The sequence below is a fragment of the Flavobacterium sp. K77 genome (assembly GCF_021608205.1).
GTDB classification, from domain to species: Bacteria; Bacteroidota; Bacteroidia; order Flavobacteriales; family Flavobacteriaceae; genus Flavobacterium; species Flavobacterium turcicum.
On the sequence record NZ_JAKIHO010000008.1, the window covers coordinates 60,274 to 84,101 of the forward strand.

Below are 23,828 nucleotides of genomic sequence, written 5' to 3' on the forward strand. Positions count from 1 at the left end.
TACTTGAAGATGCTCTGAAGTAGTTTTAAAAGTGAATTACTGGAGCATTTTCAATTTTTTAGCATTCCTTAAATCAAAAATAGTCTTGTCGAAAATTATCTCCATCACTTCAATAGCCTCAATTTCGCCTCTAGGTAGCAACGCTAAGGCGGTTTGGGAAATGTATTTGCAAGATAAACATTGTTTTACAAAGCAATCGTATGATAATGCACTAACATTTGTAGCTTCTTTAAATGAAAAAGAAGCAGCTTTGGTTGAAGCATTGCGTAAAGAAGATTCTAAATACAAATTCCTCGACAAGTCTGTTCTGTATGCGATGATTGCTGCCCGTAACGCTGTTGTAAAAGCGGGTTGGGATAAGTCAGACGTGTTTGGGATCAACTTAGGTTCTTCACGTGGAGCGACAGAATTATTCGAAAAACATCATCTGGATTATATTCAATCTGGTAAAGCGCAAACTTTGGCTTCGCCTACTACTACTCTAGGAAATATTGCCTCTTGGGTAGCGCATGATTTACAAAGTTCGGGTCCAGAAATTTCACATTCTATTACTTGTTCTACAGCGCTACATGCAGTTTTAAATGGTTATGTTTGGTTGCAATCTGGTATGATTGATAAGTTTTTGGTAGGTGGCAGCGAGGCGCCTTTGACTGATTTTACGATTGCTCAAATGCGAGCGTTAAAAATCTATTCTCAAACAGAATCTGAAGTTCAATTATGGCCCAATCGTGCTTTAGATTTCGAGAAGAAAAAAAATACGATGGTGCTTGGTGAAGGAGCCGCAGTTTGTTGTCTTGAAGCGGGAAAAGCGCCAAATGCATTGGCCTACATTGAAGGAATTGGCTATGCTACTGAGTTACTTGAACATAATATTTCAATATCAACAGAGGCGATTTGTTTTCAAAAATCAATGCAAATGGCTTTGCAAAATACGGCTCTCACTGATGTGGATGTAATTGTAATGCACGCGCCCGGAACCATAAAAGGCGATTTGACTGAATACAAAGCCATTCAGAAACTTTTCGGTACCGATTTACCGCTGTTGACTACCAATAAATGGAAAATAGGTCACACTTTTGGCGCTTCTGGAATTTTGAGTATGGAATTGGCTATCCTTATGATGCAGCACAATACGTTTATCGGCGTACCTTTTGCGGAAGCGCAGCAGTCCAAAAAACCAATTCGAAAAGTGTTGGTGAACGCAGTTGGTTTCGGTGGCAATGCGGTTAGTGTGTTATTGAGCCTCTAAATCTTTCACTTTTTCGTAAACTAATTGGCTCTCAAATCCTTTGCGGAGTAAGTAATCACAAAACTTTTTTCTTTTTTTGAGGGTGTTTCTTTCGGTACTGTTTTCCCAAACTCGGTCGGCAGTTTTATGAAAAGTCTCTAAATATTCTTCGTTTGTAATTTCTTGTAGCGCTCTTGTAATCAGTCGTTGATTGATATTTCGGAACTTGAGCTCATTTGTAATTCTGATTTTTCCCCAAGATTTAATTCTGTGTTTGCCTCGTGCAAAACTGCAAGCAAAACGCTCTTCATTTAAAAAATTTTCTTGAATTAAATGAGCGATAATTTCATCTATCTCATCATTTGATATTTTCATACTGCGCAGTTTGCTCATCATTTCATCATGGCAACGATCTTGGTAAGCGCAGTAATGCTCTGCTTTTTTGATGGCTTCTTTTATCGAATAGATTTCTTTCATCAATACGTAAAATTGGTGTTTTTTGCATGGCAAAAATACGTTTAATCTTTTTGGTGAAATGATGAATTTTTCAATATAAAAATTATAGTTAAAAACTTCGCCGTTGTTAAGTAAATAAAAGTAAAAATGTTCTTATCTTAGGGTTGCATATAGAATAAATAATTTTTCTAGTTAAAGTTTTTAAATTTTTGCAATAAATTGGAGCAAATTTTTAATTTTTAGGTTGAATTTTTTTAACATTTATAGAACTTTAACTAACTTGCGCTACTTATTGATTGTTAGTTTATTAGCTAGGATAAATGACCTCAAGACATTGTTGTTTTTAAAATAATGAAAATGAAAAAAACTTTATATTTTGCTATACTACTTTTAATGACTTTTATGTCTATGAAGGCGCAATGTACTTACACTGGGTCACCTCTTACCTCGGTAGGCACTTCTACTTTTTGTGTTAATACTCCCGGAACTACAAATACTATTTCAAGCGCTGCTGTAAGGGCAGGTCAATTTGTGCTTTTGAATGTTGTACAAGGATTTTCGTATAGTTTTTCTGTGGGAAATGTTTTTACCGCGGATACAGAGAGTCTTACACTGCTGAATGCAGCCGATAATTCAAGTTTTGGAGCAGGGAGTTTCGCATCTGGTGCAGCTGGAGCCATTATTAACAGTTGGACTGCTCCGCTTTCAGGTCAAATAAAAGTTCTTTTGTCTCGTAATTGCATTAATGATAATACAGCTGGGGGCGTGATAACGATGAATCTACTGTCAGTTGGTAATACTTTAGATAGTCAATCGGCTTTCGGTGTAAATACTTGGGTAGGTCATGTTTATAATTATGGAGGAGGAACTAGACCTGGTGGATTTCCTTCACCAAATCCAATTTCTTCAACTACTTCTCCGTTTCTCAATGCAAATTATGTGGGTAATTATACAGTGGCCACAGAGGGTTTTACTACGACTTTTGGGGGAAATACAGCATGTTTTGATGTTTTTAGCAATAGTGTAAAAAGAGCTGAGATTTACACAGAATCTTTTGCTGTAAGGTATAGAATGAGATCAACAAGACCTGCGGGATGCTATACTTTGAATGTTAGTGGAGATGATGGAATACGAGTGTATGTTGATGGGGTCTTAGTTTTTGACCGTTGGGTTGATCAGGGCACGACATCCTATTGCGACAATCTTATAAGACTGACAGGTAATAGTGATATTGTATTGGATTATTATGAAAATGGAGGGGGAAATAACTTGACTTTCAGTCTAGCGACTTTTGATGGTTCAGGCAATGCAATAACAAGCGCCTCAAATGTCAGATTGTGTTCAGGATTAACAACAAACATAACAGGTTCTGTTCTTGGTTCTTGCACAGGAGGTACAAATGGTGGCACTAACTCTTTGTACCAATGGCAAATATCTACAAACAATGTTTTATTCACTGATATTGTAGGAGCAACTGCAGCCAATTATCTAGCTCCAGCAGTGACAGTGGTTGCTGGTGCCCCAAACAACGTGCGCTATTTTAGACGTGTTTTCAAGCCTTCAGCTTTAATACCTGGGACATGTGAATTTAATTCAAGTGTTGTTACTGTTACTACTAGTGGAGGTGCCGCAGCTGTTCCAGGTCCAATTTCTGGAGGGACAAGTCAATGTAGGGCTAGTGTGGCAACCTACAGTATAGCAGCGGTTCCTAATGCTGTAACCTATAGTTGGACAAATACTGGAACCGGATGGACTATAACACCTGCAGCAGATGGTTTGTCTGTTTCGGTGGCTTTTAATGCCTCTGCAACAAATGGAATTTTAAGAGTGGCGTCAGTGAACGGATGTGCAACCAGTGGTAATTCTAGTTTTAATATTACGGTCAATCCTTTGCCGGCAACACCAACTCTTGGTACAGTTACTCAACCCACTTGTGCTGTTCCAACCGGCAGTATAGCCTTGAGTGGTTTGCCATCTGCAGGAACTTGGACTATTACAGCAAGTCCTACTACGTCTGGAATTACAGGTTTAACAGGATCTGGTAGTACGACTACAATTGGAGGATTAGCACAAGGAACAAACTATACTTTCTCTGTTTCTAATGGTACTTGTAGTTCTGTACAAACTGCTATTGTGCCTATCAACAATTTAATAACTACCACTTTTGATGGCTCCAATTGGTCTAGCGCTCCAACTTTAGCAAAAATAGGAGTTGTAACGGCAAGCAGTGCGTCACCAATTTCTCTCAGTGCCGATACCGAGCTTTGCTCCTGTACCGTTAGTGCGAATACTAATTTGATCGTTAATTCTGGAATAACATTGAAATTGCAAAATCAACTAGAAGTAAATAGTACTGGTTCTATTACTTTTCAAAATAACTCTAGTTTGGTTCAAGTTAATGATGCTGCAATTAATAGTGGTACCATAAGCTATAAACGTCAAACAACTGTTGTTCGTATTGGTTCAGATTATACCTATTGGTCAAGTCCTGTGTCAATGCAGAATTTATTGAACCTGTCACCTAATACAAATACTGGTAAGTTTTGGTCATTTAATCCGGCAGCAACTTGGTTTGTAGAAACACCATCAATTAAAACAATGGATATAGGAAAAGGATTTATTATTAGAGCACCAGATTCTTACTATGCTGCGTACCCATTTTTTTCATCAATTTTCGAGGCTACGTTCATTGGAGAACCGAATAATGGAGTAAAAACAATCGCTGTTGGAGCTTCAGGGACATATAATCTTTTAGGTAATCCTTATCCTTCTGCAATTGATGCCGTAAAATTTTTAAATGCAAATTCAACCGTATTGGGAGGTACCATTTATTTTTGGACACATAATACTGAAATCCGTAATAAAGTTGGAGCCACAAATGAAGGAACTGGAGATTTAGTATACATCCAGGATGATTATGCCAGTTTTAACCGTACCGGAGGTGTTGGTACAGCTGCTTCAAGTGATCCGAATAAGTCGCCAACCAATCCTAATATTCCTAATGGAATGATTGCTGCAGGACAATCGTTTTTTACAACAAGTATTGCTCCTGCTGGAACTCTTGTTACTTTTAACAATGATATGCGTCTTGGTGCATCAAACTTAAACAATTCACAGTTTTTTAGAACCAAGGCTTCTGAAAAAGTGACTATAGAACCTGAGAAAAATAGAATTTGGTTGAATTTAGGAAACAAAAAAAGAGCTTTTAAACAAATGCTTGTTGGATACATTGAAGGCGCTACCAATGACTTTGACAAGGCATTTGATGGTGTAAGTTTTAATGCGAACGCGATAATTAACTTTTATAGTATAAATAATGCTATAAATTATGCAATTCAAGGTAGAGCACTTCCATTTGTACCGAGCGATCTGGTACCGCTAGGTTACAGTTCTTCTGTTGAAGGTGAATTTACGATAAGCATTGACACAGTTGACGGACTATTTACCAAACAAAGCGTGTTTCTGGAAGATAAATCTACTAACACGATGCACGATTTAAAAATAGCTCCTTATAGTTTTCAAACTACAAAGGGAACATTCAATGATCGATTTGTACTACGTTATACGGATAAAAATCAAGTTATAGAGGATGTAATTACAAATAGTAATGATGTGGTTGTTACAACAAAAAATAAACAATTAAAAGTGATTTCTGGCCTTGGAGATATTAAATCGGTTGCTATTTATACCGTTTTAGGAAAACAAATTTATTTCCAAGAAGCTATTGCTAAAAAAGAATTGATTATTGACACTCTTCCTGCAAGTGACCAAGTTTTAATTGTAAAAACTATTTTAGTAAATGATACACTACATACTACAAAAACAATATTCAAATAATTAAAAATACTATTAGTCTACAAGAAGCCCATTCTATATTGAATGGGCTTCTTATTTAGTTTGATATCTTAATTGCCATTCACCTTTTTTTAAATCTAAACAGCAATTATTTTCGGATATATAACTACGTTATAACTATTATGATTTTCTAAAAAGGACGAATTTACTGTATTATTATATTTTTGTTAAGGAATTTTGTTTTCATATTATTAAATATTTTCTTTGTAAATTATTAGTTGATTTATAAGGTTTTATGTTTTTTTTTAATTTTGTTGAAGCTTTAATATTAACATTTTTAATTTCGAAGCTATCTATTTCAAGTAAAAATTAAGTGAAACAGAAATTTAAAAGTCCGTTCAATTTTGACCATTAAGTAGATTTTGAAATAATGGTTGAAATGCTAGGTAATTGCATGAAAAAAAGTCATTCAACGAGTTTACGTGTTGATAAACAACTATATTTTGAAGTAATCCCGATTAATTATTAATTTGTAAGTAAAGTTGAAGTAATTTGTTTGACTCTAAAATTTATTTTCATGGAAAAAAAATACTTTTCGATCACTAATAGCTACTTAATAGCATTCTTTTTCTTTGTCTCTTTATTTTCTTTTGGACAAAGTATACAAACGTTTAACTCTTCAGGGACATTTACAGTTCCTTGTGGTGTAACTTCTATTACGGTACAAGTATGGGGAGCTGGAGGTGGAGGCGATAGAAACCAATCACGAGGAGGAGGAGGTGGAGCTTTTGCCCAAAGTACTCTGAATGTTAGTGAAGGAAATTCGTTTGCTGTTACAATTGGTCAAGGCGGTGCAGCAGGGACAGGTGCTAACGGTGGTGACTCAACTTTTGGTACTTTAGTTATTGCCCGGGGGGGCAATGGTGGAAACGGCGGTAATAATGCAGGACGAGGTGGACAAGGATCATCGAGTGTGGGTGATATAACATTTAGTGGTGGTGATGGAGGAACAAGTACAGGTAATGGTGGCGCTGGAGGTGGCGCTGGTGCTGGAAGAATAAATAATGGAGCAAATGGTGGTAATACTACCACCGGCACAGGAGCAAATGGTGGTACGGGAACTAATGGTGGTGGTAATGGTGGTAATGGTGGTGGAACCAATGGTAGTGGTTCAGTAGGTGTTGTCCCTGGTGGTGGTGGTGGTGAGAGAGGTCGAGATGGAAATAATAGTGGAGGAGGTGGTAATGGTAGAGTTGTAATTACTTACATAAGTGCGAGTTCAGGTTATTGCACTCCGAGTTTTGATACACGTGTTGATCCTATTACAAATGTAACTTTCGCAGGAATAAATAATACTACTTCAAATACATTAGGAGGTTCCAGTTTAGAAATATTTTGTAATACAGGTTCTGTTGTTCAGGGCTCAGCAATTAATGCTATTTCTGTGAAAGGAAATACAGCTGGAAATTATACAGATTTTTATAAAGTTTATATCGACTGGGATCAAAATGGTGTTTTTGGAAATAACGCAAATGAAATAACAGACATAGGTACAATAACAAACTCTACAGGAGTTGATGCCAAAATACTAATAGGAAATGTGACGGTTCCTGCAACAGCTGTTCTTGGCACAACGAGGATGAGGGTCATAAAAGTTTTTAATTTTAATACAATTAACCCCTGTTTTACGGGTGCTTTCTATGGTCAAGCCGAAGATTACAATATTACAGTTACTGCGCCTTGTCCTATTTATAGTTTGACTAATGTTTCAGCTGTTTCAACAGCATGTACAACAAATAAAACTTCGTTGGTAACACTTAACGGCTCAGCAGCAAGTTTACCTATTGGTTCTTATACGGTTACTTATAGTTTAAGTATTAACTCAAACGCTATCAGCTACACTGCTCCAATGACCGTAACGACGGCAGGAACGGGACAATTTACTGCCGATCTTGGGATAATGTTAGCTAATAATGCTACAACAATTACCATAAGTAATTTGGCTTCCGGTTCTTGTAGTACGACTTTATCGAGTGGAAATATCTCAAATCTTATAAATATACTTCCTCCTATAACGCTAACTTTAGGCACAGTTACCCAACCTACTTGTGCGGTTCCAACTGGAAGTGTACAGCTTAGTGGTTTGCCTGCTGGTTCGAGAACAATTATTGCTAATCCTGATACCGGTGGATTAACTAATTTAACAGGAACGGGAACTACTGCAACAATTGGTGGTTTGGTTCAGGGCACTACCTATACTTTTTCAGTGTCTAATGGTACTTGCAATACTCTATCTGCTCCTGTAGTTGTTAACAGTTTAGAAACTACTACTTTCAACGGTGTAGGTTGGAATTCGGGAACTGGTGTAAACAAAATAGGTACAATTACAGCTGGTAATGCGTCACCTATTTTACTAACTGCAAATACGGAACTTTGCTCTTGTACAATTAGTCCTAATACAAATGTGATCGTTAATCCAGGAGTGACGCTGAAATTGCAAAATCAACTTACAGTTAATCCTTTAGGATCCATCACTTTCGAAAATGCCTCTAGTTTGGTTCAAGTTAATGATGCTGCGGTAAATAGTGGTGTTATTAATTATAAAAGAATAACGTCTGTTGTGCGTAAAGCATCGGATTACACCTATTGGTCAAGTCCGGTAATAGGGCAAAACTTATTGGCTGTTTCTCCAAATACAAATTTGGGACGTTTTTGGTCTTTTGTACCGGGAGGTACATGGTTTGTAGAAACACCGTCAACTAAAATAATGGATGTAGCAAAGGGGTATATTATTAGAGCTCCAGAGTTTTTTCCTGGACTTAATCCACCATCTTCAACATTCGTAGCTACATTTTCTGGAGCACCCAACAATGGAGTAAAAACAATAGCAGTTGGAGGACCAGGGACCTTTAATTTGATCGGGAATCCGTATCCTTCCGCAATCGATGCTATTAAATTTTTAAATGCAAATTCAACAGTTTTAGGTGGCACCATTTATTTTTGGACACATAATACAGAAATTCGTAATAAAGTTGGAACTTTGAATGAAGGTTCAGGAGATTTGGTTTATATTCAGGACGATTATGCTAGTTTTAACCGTACAGGAGGAGTTGGAACAGTAGCTATAAGTGATCCAGATAAGTTGCTTAGCAACCCTAATATTCCGAATGGAATGATCGCTGCTGGTCAATCGTTTTTCACTACAAGTATCGCTGCTGCTGGAACCCCTGTTACTTTTAATAATGATATGCGTATTGGTACTGGTTACTTGAACAATTCTCAGTTTTTTAGAACTAAAGAAACTGAAAAAGTTAGTGCAGTAGTTGACAGAAGCAGAATTTGGTTGAACTTGACCAACAAACAAAATGCTTTTAAGCAAACTTTAGTTGGGTACATAGATGGTGCTACTAATGATTTTGATGCTGCTTTTGATGGACCAAGTTTTAATGCCAATGCGATTATTAATTTTTATAGCGTAAACAAATCTACTAACTACGTAATTCAAGGTCGTGCACTTCCGTTTGAGCAAAACGATTTGGTTCCATTAGGTTACAGCTCTACCATTGATGGTGAATTTTCAATTAGCATTGATAATTTGGATGGATTATTTACCACTCAAAATGTCTTTTTAGAAGACAAAAACACCAATACGATTCATAATCTAAAAACGTCTCCTTATAGTTTTCAAACTACAAAAGGAACTTTTAATGATCGTTTTGTTTTGCGTTACACGGATAAGACTCTTGGTGTAGAAGATGTAATTACTGATTTTAATACTGTGCTAGTAACTGTAAAAAATAAGCAATTAAAAGTAACTGCTGGCAAAGAAGACATCAATTCGGTTGTTATTTATTCCATCTTAGGGAAGCAAATTTACTTCAAAAAAGACATAGCTAATAAAGAATTGGTTATCGAAAACCTTCCTTCGAGCGATCAAGTTTTAATTGTAAAGACTGTTCTTGAAGACGGCACATTGTACACTACAAAAACAATATTTAAGTAAAATAAAAATACTTTATTTAACAAAGCCCATTCTAATTTGAATGGGCTTTTTTTATGTTAAAAAATAAATTAATTTTTTGTAAATATCACTAAATGTGGGTATTGTGTAAAAGTTCCAATGTGATTAATTTTATATTGTATTGATTTGTATGGCAGATTAATACATGTTTTTTGTAAAATTAAAATGTTAATCCTTTGAAAAAAATTCTACTTTTCTGTTTTATTTTAATTGCTTCACTATTTTTTAAAGTGAGTTTTGCGCAGCAAGGAATTTCTGATTCTACATTTAATACCTATGATGATGGTTTGCTTGGAGATGGTTTTGATGGTATAGTTCGAACAACTGTTTTGCAGCCGGATGGTAAGATGTTGGTTGGTGGAGATTTTTTAAATTTCAACGGTGCATCTACGCCTCAAATTTGTCGTTTATTACCTGATGGCTCCAAGGACCCAACATTTAATACGGGTTTGGGTCTAAATGGAAAAGTCTATAGTATTTTGTTACTAGCTAGTGGAAAAATTATATTGGGTGGATCATTTACTGCATTCAACGGTTTGCCAGCTAATAGATTAATTCGACTTAATAGCGACGGCAGTTTAGACCTTACTTTTAATACCACCGTAGCGGCTAGTAGTGGTATTATTTACAATATGGCAGAGCAAGCGGACGGCCGAATTATTATTGTAGGAAGCTTTACTAAATATGATGGAGTTACAGCCAATAGAGTAGCGAGAATTTTACCAACCGGCGGTTTAGATCTTACTTTTGTTACTTCGGTTGGAGCTAGCTCTTTGGTTGAAGAGGTGCAATTACAAACGGATGGGAAAATAATACTTGCAGGATCATTCGTTTCTTATAATGGAACTCCTTGCGGTAGAATTATTCGCTTAAATTCAACAGGAGTTGTAGATCCTTCATTCATACAAGGTTCTGGTTTTGATAATTCTGTTTCCGCTTTAGCAATTCAAGCAGATGGTAAAATTATCGTTGGAGGAAGTTTTTTAGCTTATAATGCTGCTACGGCACAAAAAATTATTCGACTAAATACAGATGGCTCTATCGATGCAAGTTTTCTATCAGGTACAGGTTTTGCCAATGGGGTAGTTGAATCGGTTCGAGTAAATACTTCAGGCTCCATTTTTGTGGGCGGATCATTTTCTAGTACTTATAACGCTGTTGATGTGAATCGAATTGTATTGTTGATTGCAAATGGAACTGTAGCAAGTAATTTTGATCTTGGAGTAGGTCCGGCATCGGGATCTATTTACAGTTTCGCTGAGGATAGTTTTGGAAATTTTTATGCTGGTGGTTCTTTTTCAGTTTTCGATTCGCAAAATCAAGGACGATTGGCTCGATTTGACACTAATGGTGCACTAGACATTGCTTACCTAACGGCAGGTGTAGGGTTTGATAATTCGGTTTTAGGGCTTATACCGTTGGCAGATAATACCGCTTTAGTTTTTGGAAATTTTTCAAAGTTCAATGGTTTTCTATGTTCGAAAATCACTCGTTTGTTGCCCTCAGGCGCTGTAGATCCCTCGTTTAATCTTTTGGGATCAGGTGCAAATAATACCATTAAAACAGCCGTTGTGCAAACAGATCAAAAAATAGTATTTGCAGGTGCTTTTACTACATACAATGGAACAACTTGTGGTAGAATTGTTCGAATAATTGCTGACGGAAATGTAGATATAAGTTTTGGTACAGGAAGCGGTTTTAATAATCAAGTGTATGATTTGGCCTTGCAAGCTGATGGTAAGATGATCGTAGTTGGAAATTTTACGTCATACAATAGCATCCCAATAAATAGAGTAGTTCGGTTACTTAATGATGGCTCTTTAGATCCAACCTTCAATGTTGGTCTAGGAGCTGATGCCATTGTAGAAACTGTCATTATTCAGTCTGATGGGAAGTTGCTTTTGGGTGGTCAGTTTTCTAATTTTAATGGTACGGCACAAGCTCGTGTTGCTCGTCTTTTGCCTGATGGCAGCTTAGATTCAAGTTTTGTATTGGGTTTGGGATTGGATAAAACTGTTTATGCCATTGCTTTTCAATCTGATGGAAAAATACTTTTAGGAGGTAGCTTTTCTAATTACAATGGGAATGCAGCAAAAAGGATAGTTCGATTGGAATCTAACGGTACTTTTGATAGTAGTTTTAATATGGGGTCTGGTTTTAGCACAGGCGATGTAAGGGCAATTGTAGTTCAGCCAGACGACAGATTGCTTATAGGTGGCACATTTGCTGGTACGTACAATGGTTTAAGTGTTAAACGTCTCATAAGAACTTTAAGTAACGGACAAATTGATCCTACATTTTCGGCTGTACTTAATAATACTTTGTTTGCAATGGCAATAACCATCAATAACAAATTGATAATTGGTGGTAATTTTAATTCAATTTCGGGAATTACTAAGCATCGAGTTGCACGCTTAAAGTTATGCACTAATAGCTCAACATGGGATGGCCTTTCATGGTCAAATGGCTCGCCATCTTCAGAAAAATCGTTATTTATTAATGCTAATTATACAATTGCGAATACAATTAATGCTTGCTCTTGTAACATTAAGCCTATTTCAACGGTGACGGTATCTTCATCAGCAGCCCTAAATTTGATGTTTGACTATTCTGGTGCAGGTACTTTAATTTTAGAAAATACGGGTGTGCTTTTTCAAGAAGAAAATCATGTGGTAAATTCTGGGCAAATGAAAATGCACAGAAAGACCACTCCAATTGTAAAATCAGATTATACGTATTGGTCGTCGCCCGTTGCCAGTCATGTATTGGCTGATGTATCGCCAAATGCTCCGCAAGACCGACTTTTTTCATACAATTCCGTGCTAAATAAGTGGGTTGGCGAACTACCTAATGCAGTCATGACAGTCGGAAAAGGGTATATCATTCGGAGTCCATTAAATTTTTCAGAAACCGTTCCAGCAGTTTACGAAGCAGTATTTACAGGTATTCCCAATAATGGTCAATACAATATTCCAATTGTTGGAGCCAGTACCTTCAACTTAATTGGTAATCCGTATCCATCAACTTTAAATGCCGACTTATTTTTAGATCGAAACAAAACTATCATTGGAGGCACATTGTATTTTTGGACACACAATACAGCTATCACCAACTATAACTACAATTCAGGCGATTATGCTGCCTACAACTTGTTTGGTGGTGTGGGTACAGCCGCTTTAAATTTGGGAGTTAATACATTAGTTCCAAAAGGTAAAATAGCAGCTGGACAATCATTCTTTGTGCTAGGAATTAATAGTGGAGGTAATGCTGTTTTTGATAATTCAATGCGCGAAAGTTCTGGTAATGAAGATTTTTTTAAAATCAAGAATGGAAAAGACAAGGAAGTAGGTGGAACAGAAAAGCATCGGCTGTGGTTAAACTTGACCAATGAACAAGGTGTATTCAAACAAATTTTAGTAGGGTATAGCGAGGCTGCAACAAATCAATTTGATTTGGCTTATGATGGAATTTCCTTTAACGGCAACACTGCTTTAGATTTTTATAGTATCAATGAGAATAAAAACCTAACTATTCAGGCTAATGGAATGCCATTTAATGATAATGATATTTTTAAACTAGGTTTTAGCACTGTTGCGGCAAGCACATTTGTGCTTAAAGTAGATCATGCAGATGGCTTTTTGCAGGACAAAATTATTTTTATTGAAGATAAAGTGAACCAAACTATTGTTCCGCTCGCAACTGAAGGTTATAAATTTACTTCGGATAAAGGCTTGTTTAATGATCGTTTTCAGCTTCGATTTACAGATAAAAACTTAAGTAATTCGGAGTTTGTAAAGGAAAAAAATGGACTAACTGTTATTCAAAGTAGCAAAACAATTACTGTTGGTTTGCACAATCAAATTATTGATGAGCTATGGTTGTATGGCATTGATGGAAAAGAAATATATCATAAAAAAGACATTCAAACAACGCAATACAGCATTCAGCCATTGCCAATTTTGCAGCAAGTTGCTATTTTAAAGGTAAAAGGTTTAGATGGGGAAGTGTTTTCTAAAAAAGTGATACTTCCTTAAAAACAATTAGCCACCTTGTGCATTACAAGATGGCTAATTATTTTTGTATTTAACTATTATTTTTCTTTAGCAGATGCTTCTAGATTACGTTCAATAGTGTGACCTGGTCTTGACCATTTTGGTTTTTCGCCAAGTGGCGCAAATTGTGAATCTTCTGCTTCAACAGTTTGCGGTTGCGATACTTTTGTAAACGGTTTTTGAGGATTTAATCCAAGCATTTCAAACATTTTCATGTCTTCATTTACATCTGGATTTGGCGTAGTTAACAATTTGTCACCTGCAAAAATCGAATTAGCTCCAGCAAAAAAGCACATGGCTTGCCCTTCGCGACTCATGTTCATTCTACCTGCTGATAAACGCACTTGTGTTTCAGGCATAATAATTCTGGTAGTAGCTACCATTCGGATCATTTCCCAAATTTCAACTGGTTTTTCTTCTTCCATCGGAGTTCCTTCTACCGCAACTAAGGCGTTAATTGGCACTGATTCTGGTTGTGGATTCAATGTAGACAAAGCAACTAACATTCCTGCTCTATCTTCGATGCTTTCGCCCATTCCAATAATTCCTCCACTGCAAACAGTTACATTGGTTTTACGAACGTTTTCGATAGTTTGAATTCGGTCTTCAAAACCACGTGTTGAGATTACTTCTTTGTAATATTCTTCACTTGTGTCAAGATTGTGATTGTATGCATACAAACCAGCTTCTGCAAGTCGCTGTGCTTGGTTTTCGGTAATCATACCAAGTGTGCAACAAACTTCCATATCCAGTTTATTTATGGTACGCACCATTTCAAGTACTTGGTCAAATTCTGGCCCGTCTTTTACGTTACGCCATGCCGCTCCCATACATACACGTGACGATCCTCCAGATTTTGCGCGCAAAGCTTGTGCTTTTACCTGTGAAACTGACATTAAATCGTTGCCCTCAATATCGGTATGATAGCGCGCTGCTTGTGGGCAGTAGCCACAATCCTCAGGGCAACCACCTGTTTTTATTGATAGCAAAGTTGAAACTTGTACTACGTTAGGGTCGTGGTGTTGTCTATGTATAGATGCTGCTTCGTAAAGCAAATCCATTAAAGGTTTGTTATATATGGCGATTATTTCGTCTTTAGTCCAATTGTGTTTTGTAATGCTCATTGATACGAATTTTTGATGCCTCAAAAGTAGTTAAATTGTTCTAAAGTACCAATCTTAAACAGCCGAAATGAAATTAGTGCTTTGAAGGCCTTTTTCAATTCATCCCACTGCTTTAAAGACTATTTTTAATTTTGTAGCCAGGAAATGTTTTGTCTGGAAATAGATATAAAAAAACCTCGCTAAGGCTTGTGCTGTAGCGAGGTGATTAAGTTTTTTGATGAAGATTTACGTCTTTGCTATTTTTTTATTCGAAGTAAAGCGGGCATCCCAATATAGTAAAAGCATAAAAGTTACTATTACTGCAGAACTAACTCCTTCGAACAAAAGAGAAATTGAATACGTCATAACTGATGGCTCACCACCAAATAAAAATGTTTTAGATAAAGAACCAATGTACTCTTCTCCTCCTTTAGCATAACTATAGCCAACAAGCGCTACGATACTTAACAAAACACCTATTAAAGCGGTTAATAAAGCAGAAACAGCATTTGCAGCTAAGGTAGTTTTGCCTTCGGCATAGTTGGATAGAAGAGTTCGATTAGTGCCATAAAAAATGAACAGCACATTAAATACACGTAAAATGTGACTATCGGCTAAGCCCAATAGTTCCATCGCCAAGAAATAGAGTCCAATACCTACAATGATAAGTACTCCATTTGTTAATTCTTTTGGAAGTTTCATACCGCTAAATTTTTTAGTTTGACAATAGTATCTCTTTGATAAAGAGAGGTTAATACCAAATTTAATTAAAAAAATCGAACGATAGTATAAAATCTTAGATTTTGTTTATGAATGCTAAAACAGTTTGCTCGTCTTTATGCAACTGATTTTTTAAATCTTCGATGGTGTCAAATTTTTTCTCGGATCGAATACGTTGTAAGATTGAAATCTGAAGTTTTTGTTGGTACAAATCGGCTTCAAAGTCTAGGAAATAAACTTCAATAGTTTGTTGCTGTCCTCCCACAGTTGGATTGTTACCTATATTCATCATACCATACACAAGTTTGTTTTGTATTTGGCTTTGTACAATATAAACACCGTTTTGCGGTACGAGTTTAAATTTCTCTGGTATTTGTAAGTTGGCTGTAGGATAGCCAATTGTACGTCCTAATTGTTTGCCTTTTATAACTGTGCCTGTTAAAAAGTAATCGTAACCTAAATAACTGTTGGCTAGGCTCATGTTGCCTTCGAGTAGAGCTGTTCTAATTTTTGTTGAGCTTACAGAGATGTCATTAATTTCTTGAACAGAAATTTGTTCCACTTCAAACCCGTATTCAAGTCCAAAACCAATCAAATCATCGATGTCAGCAGTTCTATTTCGGCCAAATCGGTGATCGTAGCCTATTATAATTTTGTGTATTTGAAATTTGTCAACCAAAACATCTCTAACGAATTCTTCGGCGGTAAGTCTTGAAAAGGCTTCGTCAAAAGGATGGATGACAATGTTTTCTATTCCTAATTCTTCGATTAATGCAACTTTTTCTGTAATCGTATTTAAAAGTTGTATCGTTGAGCCTTCTTGTAAAACCATTCGCGGGTGAGGAAAAAAAGTAAGTACCAAACTTTCAAATTCTTTGTTGGCGTTATTTTGAGTCAGTTTATGAAGGATTTTTTTATGGCCTAAGTGTACTCCATCAAAAGTTCCAAGAGTCAAAATCGTTTTTTTGGTAGTCGAAAAGTCGTTTATAGAATGAAAAATCTTCAAAGCAAGGGTTTTATAATGCTGCAAATTTACGCTATACAATTGATATAATTAAAAAAGGACCGAAAACTTCGGCCCTTTGATATAAAATAGTACATAAATTGTTATTTCTTAACGAAAGGAATGGTTTGTCTACTTGATCCGTTTTTGACAAGTTGTAAAAAGTACATGCCTTGTGCTAAGTTAGCAACATTAATTTGTAATTCTTGCTTAACATCTATTGTTTTTGTTCGTATTGTTTGCCCTAAAAGATTGATGATGTTGTATGATGTTGGGTAATCAAGACTGTTAGTGTCAAAGCTAACGTTTAGGATATCTGTTGTTGGATTAGGATAAATCACAGTATTTTGCAGTGTATCAATTGAATTTGTTCCAAGAGTTCCTATTCTAAAATTGGTTGATTCTGTATCTAAAAAAGCGCCACCAGTCACTATTACTTCATTGGTTGGAGTGGCCAAGGTGTAAGATCCTTCGCCCCAATCGCAACACACCCCGTCAGCGGCATCATCATTTATGGTAAAAGTATAACAGTCATTATTTGCTAAGACAAATGTTTCTTTTACTGGAGCGGGTAGAGGCTGTGCTCTTGCAATATCAGTGTAAGGTCCGCCACGATATAAAATGGTACCTGCTGAATTAGTAAGTAACCAAGTAGTTTCAGAGCCAAATCGATCATTTTGTAGGGTAAAATTGACTATGGTACTTGCAATGTTTTTGTCAATTTTAAAAGTTTGGTCGGCGCTGTTATTAGCAGTATTTTGATCTGTTGTGTTATTAACATTTAAAATTGTTGCGTTAAAATTATGTGTTCCACCATTTGTTGTTAGTGTATTTAATGTTAAGGTTACAGATGCATTTGTGTCTAAATTACCAGTCCAATTTAAGGTTTGTAAATTGGTGTTGTCAATACTGTAACGAATTGTAGCAGCAGTTAGTGCGGCATTTCCTTTGTTTTCTAAAATAATTACAGGAGTAAAACTGTTGCTGCACTTTTGAATGTTTAAGTTAGAAATTGCAATTGCACCATCATGATTTAGTATCACGCCAGGAGTAAGCGCGTCTGAAGTTTTTAGGCTTGCCCTACGAATGGAGTTATTGATTACAGTTATCATTCTTGTTTTTTGATCTCCTGTAAATATATTCATGCAAATATCATCAGTATAATCCATGTAGTTTTCTACCATGTCTAATCCCGGAGAGTTGATGCAAGAATCTACATTTATTGGACAGCCAGAATTGTCTATTGCGGCATTTGGTGTGTCTTGACAAAAATCATCAACAGTACATCCATCAACACCATCGGCTGCATCGCCCCAAATATGACGAAGCCCTAAATAATGCCCTACTTCATGAGTTGCTGTTCTGCCTTGGTCATATGTAGGTCCATAAGTACCACTAGGGAAATATGATTTTGAACCGAAAAACTGATATTGAATAACAACGCCATCGGTAGCTGCAGCGCCGCCACTAGTGTTTAATCCAGGTAATCCTGAAGAACTTGGGAATTGCGCATAACCCAATAAATCACTTTGTTGGAAGTTTAAAACCCAAATATTTAAATATTTATCTGGATTCCATTGGGTTTGTGGTTTTACAGTATTTTCTATTTCATCAAAAGACCAACTACTTTGCCCTAAATTCACTCTATGGATACCGTTTGATAGAACTCCAGCAGGATCTCTTTTGGCTAATGCGAATTCAATTTCAATATCAGCGCCTACTGGATTGGTGTTGAATCCTGGGGTGCTTATTTTTCTTCTAAAATCTTCATTTAGTACGCGAATCTGGGAGTTGATTTGTTCTGCAAACAAATTTTCGTCGGTACCTACAGCGTCGCCATTATGAATTACATGTACAACAACAGGAATTGTAATTACTGCACTAGTCTGTGCTGTTTTGTTTGAGTTTCTCTTTCTTGCTTGTTCTAGTTGTACTTTTGGCGCAAGCCATTGTTCAAATTCTTTTGTTGAAAGCCGTTGTGGGTTTGATGCTTTTAAATATTCCTCATATTCTGTCGACGCACAACGAATTACTTTTCCTGCTTGTACGGACTTTTTTTTACCAAAAAGAGTTACTTCTACATTTGATTGTGCATAACTCGAGTGATGTGCAACTATAATAAGTAACAAAAGGAAAGTAAATTTTTTCATGTGTGGTATTTTTGGGACGTGAGTTGTACTATTTACGAAATTAACATGGTTTTAGCTTGCGTGTCAACTTATTTTGCCATTCTTTTATTTGTACAAAATGAAATTAGATTTTAAAATTACTAATTTTTTTTATCCCAAAAGGGCTTGCCTGTCTTTTATTTTCCGTTATAGGTGGTCATAGTGATCTCAATACCAGCTGTTCCAAATGATTTTATGATTTCGCTAGCTACTTCTAAACGTTCCGGTAAGGCAGCTTGTTCTACATCGTTCCAGTCGCCAAGCACATAATCTACTTGTTTTCCTTTTTTAAATTCGTCGCTAATTCCAAATCTAAAACGAGCGTATTGTTGCGTATTGAGCATTAGATTGGTGTTTTTTAAACCGTTGTGTCCGCCATCGCTTCCTTTTTGACGAATGCGAATAGTGCCGAAGGAAAGGTTTAAATCGTCTGTAATGACTAATATGTTTTCCAGCGGAATGTTTTCTTGATCCATCCAATATTTGATGGCTTTGCCGCTCAGGTTCATATAGGTGTTGGGTTTAAGCAAGAAAAAGGCTCTACCTTTAAAACTATATTTTGCTAATGCGCCAAGTTTTACGGTTTCGAATTGAATGCCTTCTTTTTTGGCTAAAAAGTCAAGTACTTTAAAACCGATGTTGTGTCTAGTGTTTACATATTCGGCACCGATGTTGCCAAGTCCTACTATTAAAAATTTCTTCATGCTATTGCTATTGGTCTCTTGTTTTGAGGTTGAGAAAAGATTTAAAATCCATTGTATCATGTTGCAAAAGTAAGCTTAATTCAATAAAATGGCTATGCTGTTGCCGATATTTAAAGCTTTGCTTAGGCAATCGTCTGAGATGCAAAAGTAGTGTGTAGTAGCCCCGATTGGAGTGAAAATCCTTTTCGTGCGCATTTTTTTGCGGACAAAAAGATTGTAACGGAAAGCGGGGCAAAATAGCTGTAATAAAATAGTTTAGCTGCTCCTTAAAATTGACATCAAAACTAAAAAGAAAAAAAAAGCGCCAGTTTTGCAACTGACGCTTTGATGTATGATTGAAAAAAATTATTTTTTCTTTCCTTTTGCAGGAGCTTTTGCTGCTTTTGCTGCTTCTTGAGCTGCTTTCATAGCCGCACGAGAAATCTTCACTTGACAAATTACTGTGTTGTCTGGGTGCATGATTTTGAAGTTTGGTGTAGGTACTTTAGTAACGTACAATTTGTTACCCATGTCAAGTGGAGTAATGTCAGCCTCAACAAAATCAGGAAGATCTTTAGGAAGCGCTCTTACTTTTAATTTACGGTTGTTCATACGTAAATCACCACCTGCCATAACACCTTTAGATTTTCCTACGATTTTCACAGGAACTTCCATAGTGATTTCTTTGTCATCAAAGATTTGAAAGAAGTCAATGTGTAAAATTTTGTCAGAAACTGGGTGTACTTGAATGTCTTGTAAAACAGCATTGAATGATTTTCCGTTTCCAAGGTCGATCACAACTGTGTGCGCGTTTGGAGTGTAAACCAAGTTTTTGAATGCCATTACTTCTGCTGAGAAATGAACTGCTTGACTTCCTCCGTATAATACGCAAGGAACCAATCCAGCATTACGTAAGGCTTTAGTAGCTACTTTGCCCACGCTTTCTCTTTCTGATCCTTTAATTGTAATCGATTTCATTTTAAATATTTATATAGTTATTAATTAAACTCTTTTTTTTAAGTCCTTAGCTGTTAGTTCTAAGTCCTTAGTTTTTGACTCTAGATCATAGCCACTCTACTAAGTACTAATCACTAGGGACTAAAAATTACATGATAAACTTTCCGCTAATCGAATTGTTGTGGTGTACCATGTGCATTACTTCGGCAAAAAGTGGAGCACAGCTCAACACTCTTATTTTGTTTGACTCTTTCTTTAACGGAATAGAATCGGTAACTATTAATTCGCTCAACTTAGAGTTTTCAATTTTCTCATAAGCATCACCAGATAAAATGGCGTGTGTACAAATAGCACGTACGCTCAAAGCTCCTTTTTCAATCATTAAATCGGCGGCTTTCGCCAAAGTGCCTCCAGTATCAATCATATCATCTACAAGAATAACGTTGCGACCTTTAACTTCTCCGATTAGTTCCATTGTGTCAATCACGTTGGCAGCTTTTCTTTGTTTGTAACAAATTACTACATCCGATTCTAAAAATTTAGAATAGGCATAAGCTCTTTTTGAACCACCCATATCAGGCGAAGCAATTGTTAAATTGTCAAGGCCTAAGCTTTTTACGTATGGTAAAAAGATAGTAGATGCAAAAAGGTGATCTACTGGTTTTTCAAAAAACCCTTGAATTTGATCAGCGTGCAAATCCATGGTCATTACTCTTGTTGCGCCTGCAGCATCTAATAAATTAGCTACTAACTTAGCTCCAATCGGAACTCTAGGCTTGTCTTTTCTATCTTGTCTTGCCCATCCAAAATAAGGAATTACAGCAGTTATGTGTCTGGCTGAAGCTCTTTTTGCAGCATCAATCATTAGTAACAATTCCATTAAATTATCTGCTGTTGGAAAAGTAGAGCAAACAATAAATACGCGTAATCCTCTAATTGACTCTTCGTACGAAGGTTGAAATTCACCGTCGCTGTATTTTGACATGGTGATTTTCCCTAAAGGAATTCCGTATTCTTTTGCTATTTTCTCAGCAAGATAAACACTTTGCGAACAAGCAAATATTTTAGCTTCTGGTTCTAGGTGTGACATTTAGTTGTTGTTTTATCCCGAAGTTAAAATTGTTTCAAAAAATCCAAACTGTATTTTGGCTTCTTTTTATGTATTTACCTCGGTTGTAGTTAGTTGTGTGTTGTGTTTTTACCGAGGTGCAAATTTATGAAATTTATTCAACTCTGAAAGGAAAAAATTAAGTATTTTTTGTTGGACTATTAAATATATTTTTTACATTTGCACCGTGTTAAAGATAAAGGCACTTGGCTACCACCATTTGTCTCTTTATTGCGTGAAACGGCTGTTGTCGTTTCGGTCTGCTAAGCCCGGATGGCGGAATTGGTAGACGCGCTGGTCTCAAACACCTGTGGGAAACCGTGCCGGTTCGACTCCGGCTCCGGGTACAAAATCCGCTTCGAAAGAAGCGGATTTTTTTGTTATAAAGAATTCCGAAGTATCAATGCGCTTTTATTCTCAATTTGTCCTTTTTTTCCTTTCAAAATCATATCGGCAAGTAAGCTTCCCATGAGTTTAAAATCAGTTGAAATTGTGGTGATTCCGTTTTCAACTACTTTTTTTAAAGGAGTTTCGTTGTAGGAGATAATGCCATAATCAATACCTAATTGTAGCTGTTGTGTTTTGGCTTGTTCGATTACTTCAACTAAATCTCGATCACTCGGAATAATGTATACTTCGCCTTTTTGAATGATGCGGTTTTGCATCTTGGTGATAATTTCGTGTGTTAAACCAAAGTCTGAACAAAATTTTTCAAAACCTATTTTCATACCCAATGGCTCTCTAAATCCGGGAAAAATCATAATTAATTTTTGGTAGGAACTCAACTGGTTTTGGCCCTTGAGTAAGCCATTATAAATATCTTTTACAAAATTTTGGTACACGGCCGGGTAGTTTGATAATTCAGTGTTGGTTTGATCCAGGATATACACATCATTAACTGGTAGGGTTTTTATACAAGTCGATGCATTTGCTAAATTGGTTGGCATAATGATGTACTTAGTGTAATTACCGTTGCTATCATTAATTAGTTTTTGAAAAACAGTTGGGTTAAAATGATGGAAAAAAATATCTACTTGTACATGAGCTCCAATGCTCTCTAAAAATGAATTGTATAAGTCTTCTTTAAAGATGTTTAACTCATCAAATAGTAAAAAAATCCTTTGTTTGATAGTAGTTTCAATGCTTTTGATGTAGTATCCTTTTCCAGGAATGGCATAAATTATCCCTCTTTTTTTTAATTCCTCGTAAGCTTGTAGGACGGTATCTCTGGATAATGAAAACTCCATACAGACCTTGTTTACGGATGGAAGAGCATCTCCTTTTTTAATTTTTTTGTCGGCAATTACTTGTTCAATTGAGGAGACAATTTGCTTATATTTTGGAATTCCAATGTTGTTTTGAATCGAAATTAATTTCATTTGGATGCTAATTTTGGTGCAAGATACAAAAACTGGTAGGTACTGGTATGTATAATTTAACAATTCCTTTATTTTTGATTTTTCATATTTCATAATTTTAGCATGAAAATAAAACATAAATCACATTTTAAATCTAATTCCGCTGTCAAATCGTTTGGTATTCTTGCCGATGGTTCAGCCGTTTTTGAATGTGAACTAAAAAATGGAAATGGTCTTGTAGCCAAAATTATCACTTACGGTGCTACGCTAACTAGTTTGAAAGTACCATTAAAGGATGAGAGTAGTGTAGATGTGGTTTTAGGTTTCGAAACTTTAGAACAATACATACAATCGTTTGACTTGCCAAGTGCACCTTATTTTGGAGCTACTGTAGGTCGGTTTGCAGGTCGTATCAACGAGGGTGCTTTTTCGCTGGACGGAGCAACAATTAATTTGGATACCAATTCGAACGGAAATACATTGCACGGCGGATCAAATAGTTTCAGTCAAAAAAATTGGGTGATCAAAAGACGAACAGAAGGTAAAAACCCTTCGGTTACTTTAAGTCACACAAGTCCTGATGGCGATAACGGTTTTCCGGGAGAGTTGCAAATTGATTTAACTTATACTTTAACTGAAACGAATGAATTGGCATTAGAGTATATTGCCCATACAACTGCGAAAACGATTGTAAACTTGACGCATCACAGTTATTTTAATTTAGATGGGCAAGCAGCAACAGTTGTGAATCATGAACTAAAAATTAAGTCGCAACGCATTTTAGACACGATTTCGTCCGGAATTCCAACGGGTCAATTTTTAAATGTTGCCAATTGCCCTTTTGATTTTTCAGAGGGTAGACTTTGTCCAAGTAAGATAGACAATACTTTCATCTTAAATCAAGTTAAAGAATATGCTGCTAGTTTGTACAACAGTACCAAGACCTTAAAAATGTCGGTTTTCACCAACCAACCTGCTGTTCATGTGTACGTGGGTGGAAATTGTTTTTCGCAAATAAAAGGAAAAGAAGGTGCTGAATATACCGCCTTGAGCGGTGTTTGTTTTGAAACTCAAAATTTTCCAGATGCGCCCAATCACTCGCATTTTCCTTCTTGTGAGTTAGATAAGGGCGAATTGTACTATCATAAAACTATTTACAAATTTAAAGCATTATAA

General features: G+C 36.2%; 14 protein-coding genes and 1 tRNA gene. 6 read left to right on the plus strand and 9 right to left on the minus strand.

From position 1 onward, the window contains the following. The first annotated feature begins 85 nt into the window (after window positions 1-85). Window positions 86-1,249, plus strand: coding sequence for a beta-ketoacyl synthase N-terminal-like domain-containing protein (locus tag L1S34_RS13370; RefSeq protein WP_236364411.1), 1,164 nt, complete (start codon window positions 86-88; stop codon window positions 1,247-1,249). Here the strand turns inward: L1S34_RS13370 and L1S34_RS13375 are convergent. After that, complete coding sequence (locus L1S34_RS13375) at window positions 1,235-1,705, minus strand: regulatory protein RecX (RefSeq protein ID WP_236364412.1); 471 nt, start codon at window positions 1,703-1,705, stop codon at window positions 1,235-1,237. The two genes, L1S34_RS13370 and L1S34_RS13375, sit on opposite strands and share 15 nt — an antisense overlap. A gap of 336 nt (window positions 1,706-2,041) precedes the next feature. Between L1S34_RS13375 and L1S34_RS13380 the strand changes: the two genes are divergently transcribed. From L1S34_RS13380 to L1S34_RS13390, 3 genes are all read left to right on the plus strand, one after another. After that, window positions 2,042-5,521 (plus strand): hypothetical protein, encoded by a 3,480-nt coding sequence (locus L1S34_RS13380; RefSeq protein ID WP_236364413.1) that lies wholly within the window; start codon window positions 2,042-2,044, stop codon window positions 5,519-5,521. Window positions 5,522-6,056: 535 nt separating this feature from the next. Then, window positions 6,057-9,482 carry a GEVED domain-containing protein gene (locus tag L1S34_RS13385; RefSeq protein WP_236364414.1) on the plus strand — a complete coding sequence of 1,142 codons (3,426 nt, stop codon included), beginning with the start codon at window positions 6,057-6,059 and terminating at the stop codon, window positions 9,480-9,482. 194 nt (window positions 9,483-9,676) lie between these two features. Beyond that, window positions 9,677-13,534 carry a calcium-binding protein gene (locus L1S34_RS13390; RefSeq protein WP_236364415.1) on the plus strand — a complete coding sequence of 1,286 codons (3,858 nt, stop codon included), beginning with the start codon at window positions 9,677-9,679 and terminating at the stop codon, window positions 13,532-13,534. A gap of 56 nt (window positions 13,535-13,590) precedes the next feature. Here the strand turns inward: L1S34_RS13390 and bioB are convergent, their stop codons facing one another. From bioB to L1S34_RS13425, 7 genes are all read right to left on the minus strand, one after another. Next, window positions 13,591-14,676 carry a biotin synthase BioB gene (gene bioB, locus L1S34_RS13395; RefSeq protein WP_236364416.1) on the minus strand — a complete coding sequence of 362 codons (1,086 nt, stop codon included), beginning with the start codon at window positions 14,674-14,676 and terminating at the stop codon, window positions 13,591-13,593. Window positions 14,677-14,901: 225 nt separating this feature from the next. Beyond that, window positions 14,902-15,357 (minus strand): hypothetical protein, encoded by a 456-nt coding sequence (locus tag L1S34_RS13400; protein WP_166132476.1) that lies wholly within the window; start codon window positions 15,355-15,357, stop codon window positions 14,902-14,904. 94 nt (window positions 15,358-15,451) lie between these two features. After that, complete coding sequence (locus tag L1S34_RS13405; RefSeq protein ID WP_236364417.1) at window positions 15,452-16,381, minus strand: bifunctional riboflavin kinase/FAD synthetase; 930 nt, start codon at window positions 16,379-16,381, stop codon at window positions 15,452-15,454. A gap of 101 nt (window positions 16,382-16,482) precedes the next feature. Then, window positions 16,483-18,528: a M43 family zinc metalloprotease gene (locus tag L1S34_RS13410; RefSeq protein ID WP_236364419.1), complete on the minus strand. Its 2,046-nt coding sequence runs from the start codon at window positions 18,526-18,528 to the stop codon at window positions 16,483-16,485. Between the two features lie 155 nt (window positions 18,529-18,683). Continuing rightward, window positions 18,684-19,310: an aminoacyl-tRNA hydrolase gene (gene pth, locus L1S34_RS13415; RefSeq protein ID WP_236364421.1), complete on the minus strand. Its 627-nt coding sequence runs from the start codon at window positions 19,308-19,310 to the stop codon at window positions 18,684-18,686. 285 nt (window positions 19,311-19,595) lie between these two features. Further along, window positions 19,596-20,207 (minus strand): 50S ribosomal protein L25/general stress protein Ctc, encoded by a 612-nt coding sequence (locus L1S34_RS13420; RefSeq protein WP_166132472.1) that lies wholly within the window; start codon window positions 20,205-20,207, stop codon window positions 19,596-19,598. A gap of 127 nt (window positions 20,208-20,334) precedes the next feature. After that, window positions 20,335-21,276 (minus strand): ribose-phosphate pyrophosphokinase, encoded by a 942-nt coding sequence (locus L1S34_RS13425; protein WP_086453166.1) that lies wholly within the window; start codon window positions 21,274-21,276, stop codon window positions 20,335-20,337. 285 nt (window positions 21,277-21,561) lie between these two features. Here L1S34_RS13425 and L1S34_RS13430 point away from each other — a divergent pair. After that, window positions 21,562-21,641 (plus strand) — tRNA-Leu (locus tag L1S34_RS13430). Between the two features lie 33 nt (window positions 21,642-21,674). On the opposite strand, the gene L1S34_RS13435 is transcribed toward L1S34_RS13430, so the two are convergent. Then, window positions 21,675-22,673, minus strand: a complete 999-nt coding sequence (locus tag L1S34_RS13435) for a GntR family transcriptional regulator (protein WP_236364423.1) — start codon at window positions 22,671-22,673, stop codon at window positions 21,675-21,677. Window positions 22,674-22,775: 102 nt separating this feature from the next. Between L1S34_RS13435 and L1S34_RS13440 the strand changes: the two genes are divergently transcribed. Further along, window positions 22,776-23,828: an aldose epimerase family protein gene (locus L1S34_RS13440; RefSeq protein WP_236364425.1), complete on the plus strand. Its 1,053-nt coding sequence runs from the start codon at window positions 22,776-22,778 to the stop codon at window positions 23,826-23,828.

Coding starts and splice junctions, on each gene's coding strand:
- L1S34_RS13375 (WP_236364412.1), bottom strand. CDS start 1,705: ATGAAAGAAATCTATTCGATAAAAGAAGCCATCAAAAAAGCAGAGCAT.
- L1S34_RS13380 (WP_236364413.1), top strand. CDS start 2,042: ATGAAAAAAACTTTATATTTTGCTATACTACTTTTAATGACTTTTATG.
- L1S34_RS13385 (WP_236364414.1), top strand. CDS start 6,057: ATGGAAAAAAAATACTTTTCGATCACTAATAGCTACTTAATAGCATTC.
- bioB (WP_236364416.1), bottom strand. CDS start 14,676: ATGAGCATTACAAAACACAATTGGACTAAAGACGAAATAATCGCCATA.
- L1S34_RS13400 (WP_166132476.1), bottom strand. CDS start 15,357: ATGAAACTTCCAAAAGAATTAACAAATGGAGTACTTATCATTGTAGGT.
- L1S34_RS13410 (WP_236364419.1), bottom strand. CDS start 18,528: ATGAAAAAATTTACTTTCCTTTTGTTACTTATTATAGTTGCACATCAC.
- pth (WP_236364421.1), bottom strand. CDS start 19,310: ATGATACAATGGATTTTAAATCTTTTCTCAACCTCAAAACAAGAGACC.
- L1S34_RS13420 (WP_166132472.1), bottom strand. CDS start 20,207: ATGAAATCGATTACAATTAAAGGATCAGAAAGAGAAAGCGTGGGCAAA.
- L1S34_RS13425 (WP_086453166.1), bottom strand. CDS start 21,276: ATGTCACACCTAGAACCAGAAGCTAAAATATTTGCTTGTTCGCAAAGT.
- L1S34_RS13435 (WP_236364423.1), bottom strand. CDS start 22,673: ATGAAATTAATTTCGATTCAAAACAACATTGGAATTCCAAAATATAAG.
- L1S34_RS13440 (WP_236364425.1), top strand. CDS start 22,776: ATGAAAATAAAACATAAATCACATTTTAAATCTAATTCCGCTGTCAAA.